The following is a 17296-nucleotide window of genomic DNA, read 5'->3' on the forward strand; positions in this document are numbered from 1 at the left end:
AGCGCGAATAAACCAGTTAAACAAACTTCTCGCCCTTCAAAACAGAACTGCGGATATTGTCAAAGCAGCAAGTGACAAAGAATGGCAGAAGAAGCTGTTTAAAGAATTTGGGTTATGAATGATTTTGAGGAAAATAGCTGTTTAGATGATTAGAAGCGGGGAGGACGCTTTGCATTGTAGGCAGTGAATCAGCGGGTGGTGGCGTGTGGGTGAAACCACTACCTTATTGGATTCCCGGAACATGGTGGAATCAGTTATTTGGCATATTTAAAATAGACAGGGTACTCTATTTCAACTAAACTCATTCGTATACATAGTAGTTTTCCGCCCCAACCCAAGTCTGCTTATAACAGCCAGCTTTGTGCCGATAAACTTGGCGCCGTCAGGAAGGGGAGCGGTGGGGTTCGTTGTGAAGGACTATAGTGAGGAAGATGAAAATCTTAGGCTGCGGGATCCGCGGAGAGATCCGTGGTTCTGTCCCCCCTCAACCCGCAACACAAAAAGGGGACGCCGCAGCGCCCCCTTCAATCAACAAACATATATTAAGGATTAAATCAAAGTCTTTACAAACTCTTTTGACGGACTAGGAATTACAGCGTAATCCAGGACAAGTCCTTCTTCTTTAATCAATGCGACTGACGATTCAACAGCCTCTGAGACAGCGGCTACTGTTCCTGTCAGGAGCAGATATGATTTTCCGCACATACCACGCGCGATACGGATCTCAAAAATATCCACCTGTGCAGTCTTTGCAGCGTGATCTGCTGCCACGATCGCAGAAGCGCCTGTAAATGTCTCTACAACACCTAATGCCTGTACATCATCGATCTCTGCCGTACATGTAAGTGCTTTGAAAATAGATTCGTGCGGGTTGCCCAGCACAAAACTGTCAATCATGCTTTCCGGATACTCTCTCTTGGCAGCATCAACGGAAACTCTGACCGCACTTAAATCGCCGGTAAATAAAATGATAAACTTACCGGGGCAGACTGTCTGAGCCTGAATCAGCTCAACCTCTGCTGTTTTCACAATAAGGTCAGCGGCCTTAATACCTGTGGAAACAGTCTTATATTCTACCATTCCAATTGCCTTCATCGTTTTCATCTCCATCTCATGACTTTCTTATGTGGTTTTTAGATTACTGGTCACGGAGTGAACAGTAATGTTTTTGGGCCACACAGCCTGACGTGCAGGCTGATCAGTTCCATTATGCATGGACACTGATGTAATTGTCTGTAACTGCCGTAACTTTTCCGGCGATACTTGCATGTAAACAGGTTCCAAGTGCACCTTCGGGCGGAGCTGCCACCTGCTGTCCCACTGTCACGGTGTCTCCCACCTTAACAGCCGGCACACAAGGCGCCCCGATATTCTGGCGGAGCATCAGCTTCACTTCCTGAATCTCCTTTGGACATCCTGACATCGGTGCCGGGATATCAAAAGAATGAAGGCCCAGCCTGTTAACAAGACGATGTTCCGGTACACGGCGTTCCTCACGCATACTGTCGGCAACACCCTTGCCCTGTTTATCAGGTATCTTCACACCCTTTGCACGTAGCCGTCCCTTGTACTCATCCAGCAGTCTTCTCGGAGACAGATCCTGATGGCAGGAATACATCTCGCAGAGTCCGCATGAACAGCAGAAGAAGGAATTCAGATATGGTTCCACATTGTCTGTTATTCCATTTGCGATCGCTCTCATGAACTCATGAGGTTTGATGGACTGTCCAAGCAGATTTCTCGGACAGAGCGTTGTACACATCGAGCACTGTGAGCAGACTGACATGGCATTTCTCAGATTATGCTTAATTGTTCTCTGTCTCTTTTCAATTGGCGGACATGTGGGAGGCAGAACAAGAAGCGCCTTTGTTGTCTTTGTTACAATATCATTCTGGGAGCAGATACGCCCTGTCATCGGTCCGCCCATAAGCAGGACATGCTCTTCTGTGGAAACTCCTCCGGCCATATCGATCAGATCTTTCACTGTAATGCCCACCGGGACCTCAACTGTCACCGGATGGTTTACAAGACCTGCAACAGTCACAAATTTAGATACAACATTTGTATCACTTGTGACTTTATTATATGTATTGAGCACTGTCTCCACATTGACAACCACACAGCCTACCATAATAGGTATCTTTCCCTGGGGAACGATCTTCTTTGTGGTTTCATAAATCAATACGACTTCATCACCCGCCGGATAGATATCCGGTAAGATATGAAGACGCAGACTCTTATAGCTTCCAATATTGCTGTTTATAGCTTCAATTGAGGCTGTGTAGGATTTTTTAACGGCAATGATTCCTTCTTTAGCGCCCATTGCCTCAACCAGCATCTGCATTCCGGAAAGAACCTCGATTACATGATCCGTCATCAGCTGCCTGTCAACTTTGATCAAAGGTTCACATTCCGCACAGTTAAGGATCACGGTCTCCGCCTGGTCTGAAAGCTTTGCGTAAGTTGGAAAGCCAGCGCCGCCCGCTCCTACAATCCCGCCATCGAATAAAGCTTTTTTCATATCTACTAAGTTCATTGAGTTCACTCCAACCTATTCTACTATGACTATTTTTTGTGGGTCATCTACAATACCTACAACACAGGCATCTATCGGCGATTCTTGATCTCCACATCCAAGTCTTGCCGAGCTCCCTGTAGTTACCAGTACGATATCACCGATACCTGCCCCTACATTGTCCACGGCCACCAGGCGCTCATTATCCGGCGCTTTCATCTTTTCCATGGGATCTATAATCAGAAATTTGCTTCCTACAAGATCACTGTTCTTTCTTGTACAAATTACTGTTCCTACAACTTTGCCTATAATCATGTCTTCCTCTTTTCCAGGGTCCTGACTACTTAATCAGGATACCCATGTCCTTGCCGATACCTAAACCATTTGCCTCGTCAGTATCAATATGCATTTCAAGCGTAAATGAATCATCCACACGAATCGGCACATCTTCCAATATGCCTCCTCTTCCGCTTTCAAACCTGACTTTTACAACCTGTTTGTCTTCAACGCCAAACTTAGCTGCATCTGCCGGGGACATATGGATATGTCTTTTAGCAATGATACAACCCTCTTTTAAATAAACGACACCTTTTGGCCCAACAAGGGCAATCGGTGCAGAACCGGCCAGATCACCTGAAAGGCGTACCGGTGCGGTAAGTCCTAACTTAATTGCGTCTGTCCTGGATATTTCCACCTGAGACTTGCTTCTTTCCGGTCCCAGAACTCTGACATTTTCTATTGCGCGGAGTTTTGTGCCTATTAAGGTGACACATTCCTGGGCTGCGAACTGGCCTCCCATGAGATCTTTTTTCTTATTCAGCTGATAGCCTTTACCGAACAGTGTCTCCAGATCTTCCCTGCACAAATGTACATGCCTTGCAGAAATCCCCACCGGAATCTTGTCTTCCGGATTATATACATCCACATTCTTCAATTGCTCAATCACAAGTTTCGCAATCGCATCTACTAATTGTTGTTCCTGCATGATTTTCCCTCTCTCATCCCGCTCTTATAAAAGCCCCGCAGGGCTTTTCACAGAAGAAAGGGTGCCTGGCGTGCAGACGCGCGCCTGGCACCCTATGTCTCACTCACTGATTACAGCTGCGGAAGAATTTTCTCCACATCTGAATGCGGTCTCGGGATTACATGTACAGCAATCACTTCTCCAAGCCTGCCTGCTGCTGCGCTTCCGGCTTCAACAGCTGATTTAACAGCTCCTACATCGCCGCGGACCATAACACTTACAAGCCCGGAACCAATTTTTTCTGTTCCGATCAATACTACATTAGCAGCCTTTAACATCTGGTCAGCTGCTTCAATAGAGGCAATAAGACCTCTGGTTTCAATCATACCTAATGCCTGAAGATCCATTATGAATTCCTCCTTCATATTTCCTGACTGTTCTACTGCGTTACCATACAAACCGTTACTGTCCACTCAGTCACAGTAACTATAAGTCTGCTATTACAGGCTTCCACATGCAATAACCGATGAACGCTTATTTTTCCTGCAGGAATGCGTATTTTCTCGCACTTACTGCCACAAGCTTCATTGTTTCTTCATGCGGATTTGCAATTACTGCTGAAGCCACGATATTGCCGACTGCATTTCTCTTAGCAGCCTCCACAGCTTCCGTCACCGCAGAAACTTCTCCCTGAACAATAATCGTGACAAGCCTCCCGCCCAATTTCTTCTCCCAAGTAAGAAATTTGACTTCCGCTGTTTTCATCATAACGTCCAGCGCCTGAATCGCATCTGTAATATTAGGCAATTCAATTAATCCTATCGATTTCATACGCGTTCCCTTTGCTTTAAGCCGCCACTAAAATTAGATGGTCGGTAAAATCTTTTCTACATCTGAATGCGGTCTCGGGATCACATGTACAGCTACCAGCTCGCCAAGTCTGCTTGCAGCGTTTCCGCCAACTTCTGTAGCTGCCTTAACAGCTCCCACATCTCCGCGAACCATAACAGTTACAAGTCCTGATCCGATTTTTTCTGTTCCTACTAATTCAACGTCTGCTGCCTTTACCATCTGATCAGATGCCTCGATTGCTGCAACCAGACCTCTTGTTTCAACCATTCCTAAAGCTTCCTGTGTCATTTTTATAATCCTCCTTAATATACGCTTACCTTCAACTATTTTTAATTTTACACCATCCGGGCGTCATTGTAAATAATTATCGCTTAGATGGCACTGATGCGGAGCATCTTCTCCGTATCCTCTGTGGGCGCCGCAATGATATGTCTCGTGATGACACCTGTGACTCCCTTAGCTGCCTCTGCGGCGGCATCCATAGCAGCTTCTACTGCTGCCACGCTGCCCCTGATCTTCAGGCAGGTGATGAGCGGAACCGGCAATGAATCGGCATTGGCAGGCTTGTTCTTATCTATAGATTCAATCCGGACGTCTGCTGCTTTTGCCGCTGCATCTGCTGCCACAAATGCCGCCACACATCCAAACACTTCTAAAATTCCTGCTGCTTCCTGCATGGGTCCTCACTCCTTATTCGTTTACGATAGCAATCTTCAGTCCTGACATAGCCAGGTTTGTCTGATGAGCTTCATTGATCTGATCTAACGGGAATTTATGTGTAATCAGTTTATTTAACGGAAGTCCTATTGCTTTGGCGCTCTTTAAGAAATCAAATGTTGTAGCATAATCTCTCAGAGTGTATACCCAGGAGCCTACGATGGTGATTTCTTTGGAGCAGATATCGAAATGCGGGTTGATCGTAGCGTCTCCGCCATTGATGAAGAAGCCTAACTCGCAGAGTCCTCCGCCGTTGCGGATAAATTTGTAGATATTTGCATGAGCCACAGGTGAACCTGTACACTGGAATGCAAAATCTGCCAGATGTCCGCCAAATGCATCTTTTACTCCGCCTGCAAGTGCTTCGGTGCCCTTGAAATCTTTAAAGTTTACTGTAGCGCTGGCGCCCAGCTCCATTGCGAAGTCAAGACGTTTCTGCTCTCCGTCAACTGCAACGATATTCTGTACGCCCATTGTCTTTAAAATAGCGATACAGATAAGGCCGATCGGTCCGCATCCCTGAACAACAACTCTGCTGTTGAATCTCAGGATGCCTGTAGTTTTAGCTCTTTCAACAGCGTGGATCAGAACGGCACACGGCTCGATCAGGATTCTGCTGTCAAGATCTAAGTCACTTACGTTGAATACGCTGGATCCGCCGCGGATTACCAGGTAATCTGCAAACCATCCGTTCAGATGGATATCATCATCTGGAAGAAGACCATATACATCAGCGCCGCCAACGTTCTGCTTATTCAAATCAAACATTGTAATTTCAGGATCATCTTTAAAGATCATGCAGGTTACAACCTTGTCACCAAGTGCAAGTGCTTTTCCTGCGCTGTCCTTTTTAACATTCTTACCCATTTTGACAATCTCGCCTGTTCCTTCATGGCCAAGAACAACCGGGATAAGTCCGAACGGATCTCTCTTGAATTCATGTGCGTCTGTACCGCAGACACCACATCCTTCAACTTTTACAAGAATGTCATCATCACCGATCTCCGGGATGGGATATTCTTTAATATCATAGTGCTCTAATGCTGTCAGCATTGCAACCCTTGAAGTTTTCGGGATACTGCCTGCTGCCGGAGCTGCTGATGCAGCCGGTGCTGACGGAGCAGCTGACGGTGTCTTGCCCTGCATTTCTTCAAGCACCTGTTTAACGATTGCTTCTATATTCATTTCCACGTCTATCACTCCTTATCTGATGCAAAGTGCATCGCCCATGACACATCTTCTGATCTTAGTAAAGTTCTTCGTTGATGTCAGGCCTTCACCTGTACGGCTGCAGATCGTAAAGGTCGGATATCCTTCCCCGCCGAATCCCAGAGCTGCATAAGACGGAGCATTCTTTACAAAGATTGCCGTGTCGATTGCTTTTCCGAATTTTGTCAGATTGTTGACATTTGTAGAGTGCATATGAGCGGAATGCCTGTTCCCATGTTCCAGTTCGACTGCAACTGCGATTCCTTCATCTACATTCTTCACCCTCACAATACCAAGGATAGGCATCATCAGCTCTTCCCAGATAAGCGGGTTTGTCTTCTCACCTTCAAAGATGATGCAGCGGATCTCATCGCCCACAGCTACGCCTATTTTCTCCAGAAGGACCTTGGCGCTGCGGCCAACACATTTCCTGTTCAGAGTCCTCTTTCCATTCTTTTCAATGAAAACTGTCTGGATCAGCTTCTGCACTTCTTCTTCGCTGGCATGGTAGCAGCCAACCTGCTCCATATGATAGATAAGCTCGTCCGCTATCATATCCACAGCTACAACTTCCTTCTCCGCTATGCAGGGCAGGTTGTTGTCAAATGTACATCCGTTGATGATGTCCTCGGCAGCCTTTGGAATATTGGCTGTCTCGTCAACCAGTACAGGCGGATTTCCTGCACCCGCTCCCATCGCCCTCTTCCCTGAGGAAAGCACGCTGGTAACTACTCCCGGGCCTCCGGTTGCCACTAATAAGCTGACATCTTTATGTTTAAACACAATATTGCTTACTTCCATTGTCGGTTCTTTCACCGCAACAGCGATGTTTTCCGGTCCGCCTGATTCCACACTGGCTCTGTTCACCATATCAATGGCCAGATTTGAAACATTCTTGGCTGACGGATGCGGCATAAATACAACTGTATTTCCAGCTGCGATCATACCGATACTGTTGCAGATGACTGTCTCTGTGGGATTTGTAGACGGGCATACGGCCCCGATCACTCCCCACGGTCCCTGCTCAACAAGTGTAAGTCCTCTGTCTCCTGACCAGGCAATAGTTGAAAGATCTTCTGTGCCAGGTGTCTTCTCAGCCACCAGCTGGTGTTTCAGGATCTTGTGTCCCACATTGCCCATTCCGGTTTCTTCCACTCCCAGTTCCGCAAATAATTTTGCGTTTTCAAGAGTCTTCCTGCGGATGTTGGAGATGATCTTCTCACGGAATTCAAGCGGCATTGGCTGGATTTCCTTTTGAGCTGCCTTCGCTGCCGCTATGGCATCTTCAATATCATCGAATACGCCCAGGAGCTTTTTGTCTGTTCCGGCAGGTTTAGAAGTATCTGAGGCTGTAACCATGTTTTTGAGGACGCTCCGAACAATGTCTTGAATATCTTGTTCGTTAATAGCCATTATGGTGCCTCCTTATTTCATCTGGGAAAGGATTTTTCTTGTAACTTCTGCTACAATAGCTTCAACATCTGGTTTGTCAGCATCTTTGCTTCCGCAGCTGCACTGTCCGTCTGTAGAATGACATCCTTTGCAAGGTCCGTTCAGCTCTGCGCAGATATTTGCCGGATGTTTTCCCGGAAGTCCCATTTTTCTTCTGATCTCGTACAGCTTAGCGATCTGCTCTTTATCGAATTCCTTCGGTCCGCCAAGCATTTTTGATTTGTATAACAGCTCTGCATAAAATTCAACAGATTCCATCTTCAGGTAAGCTGCCAGAAGGTCTGTGCTCCATGTAAGCGCTCCGTGATTCTCAAGAAGAACTGCATCATAATACGGAAGGTATTTTTCAACTGCGTCCGGGATCTCAACTGTAGAAGGTGTGCCGTACTCAGCGATAGGAACGCATCCAAGCGCGATAACAGCTTCCGGCATGATCGGCTGTGTCAGAGGGATCCCTGCGATTGCAAAGCTTGTTGCAAATGTAGGATGAGCATGTACAACTGCTCCGACATCAGGTCTCTTTTCATAAACTCTCATGTGCATCTTGATCTCAGATGAAGGTCTGAAGTTTCCGTTAGCCTGGATCACATTTCCCTTTGCATCTACTTTACAGATATATTCTGGTGTCATAAATCCTTTTGATACACCGGTTGGTGTGCAAAGGAATTCGTTGTCATTCAGCTTAACAGAAAGGTTTCCGTCGTTAGCAGCTACCATGTTTCTGTCGTAGATTCTTTTACCAATGTCACACATCAATTTTTTGATTTCATACTCGTTAGCCATGAAAAATATCCTCCTTACATGTTTGTTTGTGTTGTTTTATTTTTGGTTTAATTTATTCTACCACGATTCATCTTAAAAATCAACATATTTCTCAAGATTTTTATAACGCAGAAAAGCCTTGAAAACTCAAGGCTTTAGCGCATTTTAGACGGATCGCGGCCATTCCGTACCGGAAAGCCACATAATTCCAACCAATACCAAATTTACCGTATTCCATACCGGGAAGCCCGGACCGGAACCGGGTTTTATTTCTGATTCAGTTCACTTTTAAACGAACCGCAGTACTCCTTCACAGCTTCCGCATCATAGCCGCTCTCTTCCATGAGCCTGATGAAATGTGACCCTACGATAGCCCCGTCGATGATGTCCTTCATAGGCTCCACATCAGAAGCAGTCCTGATGCCAAAGCCCATCATCACAGGGATCTTTGAAACTGCTTTCACCTCTTCCAGGTAGCTGATTACATTCTTGTGGAAATCAGCCGCCTGTCCAGTGACACCCATGGATGAAACACAATAAACAAACCCTCTGGCGTCTTCCAGTATCATGGGCACTCTTTTCTTTGACACCGGCGATACAAGCTGCACCAGGACCGGCGCGTCAGGCGTATTTCGCAGAGCTTCCTTTATTTCTCCCTGCTCTTCAAAAGGCAGGTCCGGGATGATCATTCCGTCCACTCCGGCCTGGGTGCATTTTTTCACAAACGCATCCACTCCGTAGTGAAGTATCGTATTGTAATAGAGCATAAACACGATGGGGATCTCACATCCCTCATTTCTCACTTCCTCCACCGCCTTAAATATTTTATGTATATTCGTCCCCAGCTGTATAGAACGGTATGAAGCATCCTGGATGACAGGCCCGTCCGCCGCCGGATCTGAGAACGGGACGCCCAGTTCAATAACGTCTGTCCCTGCCTCCTCCTGCACCTTTATGATCTCCTTTGTCTTCTCCATATCCGGAAGACCTGCCGTCATATATGTAATAAAAGCTTTTTCACCCTTTTCCTTAAGGGCAGCCATCGCATTTTCGATTCTGTTCATGACATTTCTCCTCCTGCTTTTGTTTTGCGCCAACATATTCTCCTTAATTCAGATAACCCCTGCCTGCCAGATAATCCGCGATGGTGTTCACATCCTTATCTCCTCTGCCGGACAGGCAGACTATCATGATATCATCTTCCTTCATACTGCCTGCCTTTTTGAACGCATATGCAAGAGCATGGGCGCTCTCAATTGCCGGGATGATCCCTTCCAGCCTGCACAGCTCCATCAGTGCATCCATAGCCTCCGCATCTGTGATGGATACGTATTTGGCCCTGCCGGAATCCTTCAGATAAGCATGCTCAGGACCTACTCCCGGATAATCCAGACCTGCGGATATGGAGTGGGCCAGCTGGACGTTCCCGTCATCATCCTGCAGCAGGTAGGAACGCATGCCGTGGAGAGTCCCCGGCTGTCCCAGCGCCATGGCGCTGGCATGCTTTCCTGTCTCTATCCCCAGTCCGGCAGCCTCCACCCCGATCAGTTCAACACCCCTGTCATCTATAAAATCAGCGAACATGCCGATGGAATTAGAGCCTCCGCCCACACATGCCATCACCACATCAGGCAGGCGTCCTTCTTTTTCAAGTATCTGCCTCTTAGATTCCCTGCTGATCACCCTCTGGAATTCTTTTACCATTTTAGGATAAGGGTACGGGCCCACAGCCGAACCAATAATATAGAAAGTATCCTCCGCCGTCTTTGCCCAGGTGCGGATGGCTTCATTTGTGGCATCCTTTAAGGTATTGCTGCCTGATCTCACACTGACCACCTTTGCCCCCAGCATCTCCATGCGCATCACATTGAGGGCCTGGCGTTTGATATCCTCCTCGCCCATGTATACTGTACACTCCATATCAAAGAGTGCCGCTCCTGTAGCCGTTGCGACGCCATGCTGACCGGCCCCTGTCTCAGCAATCACTTTTTTCTTTCCCATCCTCTTTGCCAGCAGGATCTGTCCGATCACATTATTTATCTTGTGGGCGCCTGTATGGTTCAGATCCTCCCTCTTCAGATATATTTTAGTGCCGTACTTTCTGCTCAGCCTCTGTGCAAAATACAGCGGTGTCTCACGCCCTACATATTCCTTCAGATAATAATTGTATTCTTCAATAAATGAGGGATCAGCCATTGCCTCATCAAATGCTTTTTCCAGTTCATCAAGTGTATTCATAAGCGATTCAGATACATACTGACCGCCGAATTTTCCATAATACTTATCCATATTGTTTTACCTTCCTCACAAATTCTTTTATCTTTGCAGCGTCTTTTCCGCCATCTGTTTCAACCCCGCTGCTCACATCCACCACATCAGGGTGAAGCGCCTCTATGGCCTGGCATACGTTATCCGCCTTCAGACCGCCTGCGAGGATGAGTTTTTTGCCGCGTCTGTCAAAGTCAGCCAGCGCGCTCCAGTCAAAGCTTCTGCCGGCACCCGGAACTGCTCCGTCAAGCACATAGCCCGTGATTTTTTCATCATATGCACCAGGCGCAGGAATTTCGCCTCCTGAAATGTTATAAGCCCTCCATATTGGCAGCCCTGCGGCTTTGGCCACCTCCTCACGCAGTTCTCCGTGTACCTGCAGGATATGGAAATCCATCTGTTCAATCAGCTTTAACTGCTCCAAAGTAGGCGATACTGTGACCGCTACCCTCTGTATCTCGCGGGGTACATACCTCAGTATCTGCCAGGCATTCGCCACAGTATTATTGCGTCTGCTCTTCTCATAAAACAAAACAAGGCCTGTATAGTCCGCCCCGCTTTTATAGAGCAGGGAAGCTTCCTTTGTGCTGGTCAGACCGCATATTTTAACTTTTACCAAACTTTCATCCTTCATGTCCCAAATATATCTCCTTCCACCTTGTGGCCAGGTTCCCGGGATTTACCGATTCCATAAACGCCCTCCCGATCAGCAGGGCATCAACATGGCATTCCTTCAGATAAAGAATGTCCCCATCCTCACCCACTCCGCTTTCAGAAACAAGAAGCCTGCCCTCCGGCACCATCTTGGAAAGCCTTCCTGTCGTCTCCAGGGAGATAGTAAAATCCTTCAGATTCCTGTTGTTGATTCCTATAATATCCACATCCAGTTTCAGCGCCCTCTCCATTTCACACTCATCGTGCACCTCCGTAAGCACATCCAGCCCCAGCGTATGCGCCAGGTCATAGAAGCGCCTCAGCTGACTGTCATCCAGAATGGCCGCTATGAGCAGGACCGCGTCAGCCCCGATGACCTTTGCCTCATAGATCTGATATTCATCTATCACAAAATCCTTCCTCAGGATGGGCAGCGGGGAAATCCTCCTTATCTGCTTTAAATAATCCACATTTCCAAGGAAATGATCCTCCTCCGTTAAACAAGATACCGCGTCCACTGAAGCGTTGTACTGGCCGATCCTGTCGGTGAGCTCTATCTTCTGCTCAATGACGCCCATGCTGGGGGAGGCCTTTTTAAATTCTCCGATGATAGAAAGCCCCGGCTTTCTTATGGCCTCCCGGAAGCTTACAGGCTTTCTGGTGCAGGCCAGCGCTTCCTCTTTCATCCTCTGAGGGCTGACAAGGGCTTTATGTTCCGGCAGCCTCTTCCTTTTATCTTGCACAATCTCATCTAATATCATACAGGTACTCCTTCTATATTATATTATCCCATTCACAAAATTTTCAATGATCCTCTTCCCATGCTCTGTATAAATAGATTCCGGATGAAACTGCAGACCCACCACCGGGTAATCTCTGTGCCTCATGGCCATGATCTCTCCATCCTCTGTCCTGGCCAGGATCTTAAGTTCTTCCGGGAGTCCCTCAGCCTGGACAGCAAGGGAATGATATCTGGCTGCCTTTATAGGTGTGTCTATTCCCGTAAACACACTCGTCATATCGTGACAGATCTCTGACTGCTTTCCATGGAACAGTTCCTTTGCGTAGGAAACTTTCCCGCCCAGGGCTTCACCGATGCACTGGTGTCCCAGGCAGATGCCCAGGATCGGCAATTCCCTGTAAAAACGCCTTACCACTTCCATACAGATTCCCGCTTCCTTAGGGCTTTTAGGACCGGGGGAGAGAATGATTTTTTCCGGCGCCATTTCTTCTATCTCTTCAATTGTGATCATGTCATTCCGGGCAACTTTGATATCATCATTAAAAGTGCCTGCGTATTGATAGAGGTTGTAAGTAAATGAATCGTAGTTGTCAATTAATAATATCATAATTTCTCCTCCCTTTCCAGTGTCTTGGCAAGCGCCATCACCTTATTGCAGCACTCCTGATATTCCTTCTCAGGCACTGAATCTGCCACAATGCCGGCGCCAGCCTGCAGATAGACAAGTTCGCCCTTCTTTATCATAGTGCGGATGGTAATGCACAGGTCCATATTGCCGTTGAAGTCAATATATCCCGTAGCCCCGCCGTACAGCCCTCTCCTCATATCCTCCAGCTCATCAATGATTTCCATTGCCCTGATCTTGGGCGCCCCGCTGAGAGTCCCCGCAGGCAGAAACGACGCTGCCAGGTCCAGCGGCTTTATTCCTTTCCTGCATCTGCCTTCCACAAGCGACACGATATGCATCACATGAGAATAATTCTGTACATCCATGAACTGGCTCACCTTGACAGTTCCAAACTCTGAGATCCGTCCCATGTCATTTCTGGCAAGGTCTACCAGCATTACGTGCTCTGCCCTCTCCTTCTCGTCTCCCAGAAGCTCTTCTTTCAGCCTCTCATCCTCTTTCGCATCTGCCCCTCTCGGCCTTGTTCCAGCGATCGGGCATGTATATATTTTATTATCTGTCTTCTTGACCAGCATCTCAGGTGAGCTGCCGATAACTTCAAATTCTCCGAAATTAAAATAATAAAGATATGGTGAGGGATTTAAGACTCTCAACTCCTTATACAGGTCGATCCCTTTTCTTTTCGTCTCAAGAGTCCACCGCTGGGACAGCACTGTCTGGAAAATATGCCCTTCCCTGATATAGTGTTTGATCCGCTCCACCTTTTCACCATATTGGCAGGGTCCGTCTGATTTATTTACAATTATGCCGTCATGCTCCATGCTCCCGCTTCCATCTGTCATATTCACCCTGGCAGTGCTGATCAGCTCCTCCGCCCTTGCAAGGCCGCTTACACGCCCTTCCTGGCTGTCTTCCTCCAGACAGACTCCCGTGAGCGTTTCTGCCACATGGTCGATCACAATATATTCCTTTGCCAGCATAAACTGGACTGTCTCGATCCCTATCTCATCAAAATTATTGTCCGGCAGATCTTCCGTATACCGTATAAAATCATAGCCGAGGCAGCCTACAAGTCCTCCTGTGAACGCCAGCTCCCCTTCATCTTTTCTTACTTCAAACGAATCATAATATTCTTTCAGAAGGGACAGGGGATTGCCTTCCCTCACCTCTTCACTCCCATCAGATTTTTTAATAACAAGGCTGTTTCCTTTGGAAGTGATGATTTCCTGTGGTTCTGCGCCAAAAAAAGTGTATCTTCCATTATTTTTATCATAGCTCTCCAGCAGAAAGCCCTTTTTTCCCTGCGCCAGCCCTTCATACAGTCCCACTGCGGTCTCATTTACAATGCTGACAGTCTTCTTATAAGCTCTGAGTATTCGTTTCATAGTGTTCCTCCTGTTTTCTCTTTACTATTAACATCTGCTTTCAGACCAGGGACTTGTTTGGCTGATTAGCTGAACAAAAAAACGCCTCTGGTCTTCTCTGACCAGGGACGTATATAAACGTGGTGCCACCCTTTTTCCCGATTCTTATCCACTTCCGGTTACAGTACCTGTTCACAGAAACTGTTCCCGCTGTGATAAAAGCCGGCTCATTTCCAATACGGAGAGCATCCGCTCTCGATATCTTCCCTCTGTAACGTGAGGACACGGCTGCAGCTACTGAAATTTCACCTTGCATCTCCCAAATCCATTCCTGACAGCTCTCCATGCCGGCTTCCACCATGACCGGCTCTCTGTAATGTACCTTCCGTCAGTACTCCTTTTGTTCTTAGACTTTAGCTATTTAATTGGATAAATTCTAGCATAGGAATTTTATGATGTCAAGCAATTTTTTCCTTGCATTTTTTTATTTTTCGGTTACAATATAAGGGACTATGCTGATAATTACCGATAAGAAACAAAGAAAATGAGGTTGAGATATGATTAGTGCAAACAATGTGACCCTCCGGGTCGGCAAAAAAGCGTTGTTCGAGGATGTAAATATTAAGTTTACAGAGGGCAACTGTTATGGCCTTATCGGCGCCAATGGTGCCGGCAAGTCTACTTTCCTGAAAATTCTTTCCGGGCAGCTGGAAACTACGAACGGCGATGTGGTGATCACTCCCGGACAGCGTCTTTCCTTCCTGCAGCAGGACCACTTCAAATATGATTCATTCCCAGTACTTGACACTGTCATCATGGGAAACCAGCGCCTTTATGACATCATGAAGGAAAAAGAAGCTATCTATGCAAAAGAAGACTTTACAGATGAAGACGGTATCCGAGCCAGCGAACTGGAAGGCGAATTTGCAGAGATGAACGGCTGGGAGGCAGAATCTGACGCAGCACAGCTCCTCAACGGCCTTGGGATCGACACTTCCATCCACTATTCCATGATGTCAGAGCTCAACGGAAGCGAAAAGGTGAAGGTTCTTCTGGCACAGGCGCTTTTCGGAAATCCCGACATCCTTCTTTTGGACGAGCCTACCAACCACCTGGATATGGATGCCATTGAATGGCTGGAGGAGTTCCTGATCAATTTTGAAAATACTGTTATCGTAGTATCACATGACCGTTACTTCCTGAATAAGGTATGTACACACATAGCAGATATTGATTACGGCAAGATCCAGCTCTATGCCGGAAACTATGATTTCTGGTATGAATCCAGCCAGCTCCTCATCAAACAGATGAAGGAAGCCAACAAGAAAAAGGAAGAAAAGATCAAAGAACTGCAGGACTTCATCTCCCGGTTCAGCGCTAATGCTTCAAAATCAAAGCAGGCTACTTCCCGTAAGAAAGCCCTTGAGAAGATCCAGCTTGATGAGATCCGTCCTTCCAGCAGAAAATATCCTTACATTGATTTCCGTCCAAACCGCGAGATCGGAAATGAAGTTCTGGCTGTTGAAGGCCTTTCTAAGACTATCGACGGTGTGAAGATCCTGGACAACATCACATTCACCCTTGGCCATGAGGATAAGGTGGCATTTGTGGGCGGAAATGAACTTGCAAAAACTACTCTCTTCAAGATCCTGACAGGTGAGATGGAGCCGGATGAAGGGACTTATAAATGGGGAGTCACAACCACCCAGGCTTACTTCCCCAAGGACAGCACTGCTGAATTCGACAATGACCTGATCATCGTGGACTGGCTCACCCAGTATTCTGAAATCAAGGATGTGACATATGTCCGCGGTTTCCTGGGACGTATGCTCTTCGCAGGTGAAGACGGAGTGAAGAAGGTCAAAGTCCTCTCCGGAGGTGAGAAAGTGCGCTGCCTTCTTTCCAAGATGATGATTTCAGGGGCAAACGTACTGATCCTGGATGAGCCGACCAACCATCTGGATATGGAATCAATCACAGCCCTCAACAACGGGCTTATAAAATTCCCAGGTGTGCTGATGTTCGCCTCCCATGACCACCAGTTTGTCCAGACGACAGCCAACCGCATTATGGAGATCATGCCGGGCGGCGCCCTGATCGATAAGATCACTTCCTACGATGAGTATCTTGCAAGTGACGAGATGGCCAGAAAGCGCCAGGTCTATACTGCAGATGCCTCTCTGGAAGATAATTAATGTACTGACAGGATATTCCTATAAAAAGGAGGCTGCCGGAAACAGGCAGACTTAAAGAGGGGAGCCAATGACTCGTGCAAGTCATTGGCTCCCCTGATATTTTACAGTTTCTCCTTTTCAGGATTCAGGCAGTATACCTTTCCACAATCTTAACACAGAACTTCTTTCATAAACATGATGTCATGCTGCGCTGTCTGCGGATTCATTTCCTCGCGGAGCAGATACATATCCGGCGCATTTTCACGAAGCCATTTAGCTATTGCATCATATTGGATACAGCCTTCACCTAACAGGGTTGGCTGATATTCCCCGTTTTCCCCAAATACAAAATCTTTGATATGCATGGCCTCTATATATTTGCCCATATGCGAAAGCCACCCGCTCCAGTACTTCTCCTGGTCTGTGGTATCCGGAAATTCCAGTAAATTAGAGGCATCGAAAATCACACGCAAATGTGCTTCGTCATTTACTTTTTCCAGCACCTCCATCAGTACCTCCAGGCTTTCAAGGGGATGCCAGTATACAGGCTCAACCGCAAGCTTTACCTCCAGCCTGGCCGCCTCTTCCACCGCGCGCTGCAAACTGTCCAGCATATGCGGATACCAGATTTTCTTCTGCTGGGCATCCAGATGCGGATACGCAGTCTCTGTGCCGACAACATTCGCTCCTGCCTCTTTGCTGTATGCCAGACACTTCTTTAACGTTGCGAGTGCATTTGCACGGATCTCATCGTCGGGATTGCCCAGATCCATATAACAGCCAAACACCGGAATCTCCACTTTCTGGGATTCAAATGCCCGTCTGATCCGTTCCAGATGAGCAGGCGTGATATCCTCATAGCTGTCGATTCCCGTAAATGCCTTCGGAAGCGCAAGCTGCGCCGCATCATATCCTTCTTCATGAAGGACACGCGCCAGATCTTCTATTTCCATTTTTCCATAATCATGTGCCCGTACACCAATTTTCATACTCTG

The 17296-nt window shown here is 47.1% G+C and carries 19 protein-coding genes and 1 other annotated feature; of the genes, 1 reads left to right on the forward strand and 18 read right to left on the reverse strand.

What is annotated here, in order from left to right; translation table 11 throughout:
* Positions 1-549 precede the first annotated feature (549 nt).
* From NSB28_RS23920 to trpE, 17 genes are all read right to left on the reverse strand, one after another.
* A complete protein-coding gene (locus NSB28_RS23920; RefSeq protein WP_243134752.1) occupies positions 550-1104 on the reverse strand; it encodes a BMC domain-containing protein in 555 nt (184 codons plus the stop codon).
* Positions 1105-1207: 103 nt separating this feature from the next.
* The gene (locus NSB28_RS23925) at positions 1208-2536 is read right to left on the reverse strand and encodes an SLBB domain-containing protein (protein WP_109627165.1); all 1329 of its coding nucleotides are present in this window, start codon (positions 2534-2536) and stop codon (positions 1208-1210) included.
* A gap of 15 nt (positions 2537-2551) precedes the next feature.
* Positions 2552-2830, reverse strand: coding sequence for a EutN/CcmL family microcompartment protein (locus tag NSB28_RS23930; protein WP_109627167.1), 279 nt, complete (start codon positions 2828-2830; stop codon positions 2552-2554).
* Between the two features lie 25 nt (positions 2831-2855).
* On the reverse strand, positions 2856-3500 hold the full coding sequence (locus NSB28_RS23935; protein ID WP_109627169.1) for a phosphate propanoyltransferase: 645 nt from the start codon (positions 3498-3500) through the stop codon (positions 2856-2858).
* A 110-nt stretch (positions 3501-3610) separates the two neighbouring features.
* On the reverse strand, positions 3611-3886 hold the full coding sequence (locus tag NSB28_RS23940; protein ID WP_109627172.1) for a BMC domain-containing protein: 276 nt from the start codon (positions 3884-3886) through the stop codon (positions 3611-3613).
* Between the two features lie 127 nt (positions 3887-4013).
* The gene (locus NSB28_RS23945; RefSeq protein WP_109627173.1) at positions 4014-4310 is read right to left on the reverse strand and encodes a BMC domain-containing protein; all 297 of its coding nucleotides are present in this window, start codon (positions 4308-4310) and stop codon (positions 4014-4016) included.
* A gap of 33 nt (positions 4311-4343) precedes the next feature.
* Positions 4344-4619 carry a BMC domain-containing protein gene (locus NSB28_RS23950; protein ID WP_109627176.1) on the reverse strand — a complete coding sequence of 92 codons (276 nt, stop codon included), beginning with the start codon at positions 4617-4619 and terminating at the stop codon, positions 4344-4346.
* 83 nt (positions 4620-4702) lie between these two features.
* Positions 4703-5008 (reverse strand): BMC domain-containing protein, encoded by a 306-nt coding sequence (locus tag NSB28_RS23955; RefSeq protein ID WP_109627179.1) that lies wholly within the window; start codon positions 5006-5008, stop codon positions 4703-4705.
* Positions 5009-5021: 13 nt separating this feature from the next.
* The gene (locus NSB28_RS23960; protein WP_276538796.1) at positions 5022-6233 is read right to left on the reverse strand and encodes a zinc-dependent alcohol dehydrogenase; all 1212 of its coding nucleotides are present in this window, start codon (positions 6231-6233) and stop codon (positions 5022-5024) included.
* Between the two features lie 18 nt (positions 6234-6251).
* Entirely contained in the window at positions 6252-7670 is a 1419-nt protein-coding gene (locus NSB28_RS23965) for an aldehyde dehydrogenase family protein (RefSeq protein ID WP_109627183.1), read from the reverse strand.
* Between the two features lie 12 nt (positions 7671-7682).
* A complete protein-coding gene (locus NSB28_RS23970) occupies positions 7683-8492 on the reverse strand; it encodes a class II aldolase/adducin family protein (protein ID WP_109627186.1) in 810 nt (269 codons plus the stop codon).
* A 245-nt stretch (positions 8493-8737) separates the two neighbouring features.
* On the reverse strand, positions 8738-9535 hold the full coding sequence (trpA, locus tag NSB28_RS23975; RefSeq protein WP_109627188.1) for a tryptophan synthase subunit alpha: 798 nt from the start codon (positions 9533-9535) through the stop codon (positions 8738-8740).
* A gap of 43 nt (positions 9536-9578) precedes the next feature.
* Positions 9579-10760 carry a tryptophan synthase subunit beta gene (gene trpB, locus NSB28_RS23980; protein ID WP_109627190.1) on the reverse strand — a complete coding sequence of 394 codons (1182 nt, stop codon included), beginning with the start codon at positions 10758-10760 and terminating at the stop codon, positions 9579-9581.
* Positions 10753-11373 carry a phosphoribosylanthranilate isomerase gene (locus NSB28_RS23985; RefSeq protein ID WP_109627193.1) on the reverse strand — a complete coding sequence of 207 codons (621 nt, stop codon included), beginning with the start codon at positions 11371-11373 and terminating at the stop codon, positions 10753-10755. The genes trpB and NSB28_RS23985 overlap by 8 nt, the downstream gene beginning before the upstream one ends.
* Entirely contained in the window at positions 11363-12154 is a 792-nt protein-coding gene (trpC, locus tag NSB28_RS23990) for an indole-3-glycerol phosphate synthase TrpC (protein WP_109627196.1), read from the reverse strand. The genes NSB28_RS23985 and trpC overlap by 11 nt, the downstream gene beginning before the upstream one ends.
* Positions 12155-12172: 18 nt before the next feature.
* Entirely contained in the window at positions 12173-12742 is a 570-nt protein-coding gene (locus tag NSB28_RS23995; RefSeq protein WP_109627198.1) for an anthranilate synthase component II, read from the reverse strand.
* The gene (trpE, locus tag NSB28_RS24000; RefSeq protein WP_109627201.1) at positions 12739-14148 is read right to left on the reverse strand and encodes an anthranilate synthase component I; all 1410 of its coding nucleotides are present in this window, start codon (positions 14146-14148) and stop codon (positions 12739-12741) included. Before trpE ends, NSB28_RS23995 begins: the two co-directional genes overlap by 4 nt.
* A gap of 100 nt (positions 14149-14248) precedes the next feature.
* Positions 14249-14544, reverse strand: a binding site (T-box leader).
* 140 nt (positions 14545-14684) lie between these two features.
* Here trpE and NSB28_RS24005 point away from each other — a divergent pair.
* Positions 14685-16322, forward strand: coding sequence for an ABC-F family ATP-binding cassette domain-containing protein (locus NSB28_RS24005; protein ID WP_109627205.1), 1638 nt, complete (start codon positions 14685-14687; stop codon positions 16320-16322).
* A 149-nt stretch (positions 16323-16471) separates the two neighbouring features.
* On the opposite strand, the gene NSB28_RS24010 is transcribed toward NSB28_RS24005, so the two are convergent.
* Positions 16472-17290 carry a sugar phosphate isomerase/epimerase family protein gene (locus NSB28_RS24010; RefSeq protein ID WP_109627207.1) on the reverse strand — a complete coding sequence of 273 codons (819 nt, stop codon included), beginning with the start codon at positions 17288-17290 and terminating at the stop codon, positions 16472-16474.
* Between the last annotated feature and the right edge of the window lie 6 nt (positions 17291-17296).

The organism is Murimonas intestini (assembly GCF_024622195.1).
Taxonomy (GTDB): Bacteria; Bacillota; Clostridia; order Lachnospirales; family Lachnospiraceae; genus Murimonas; species Murimonas intestini.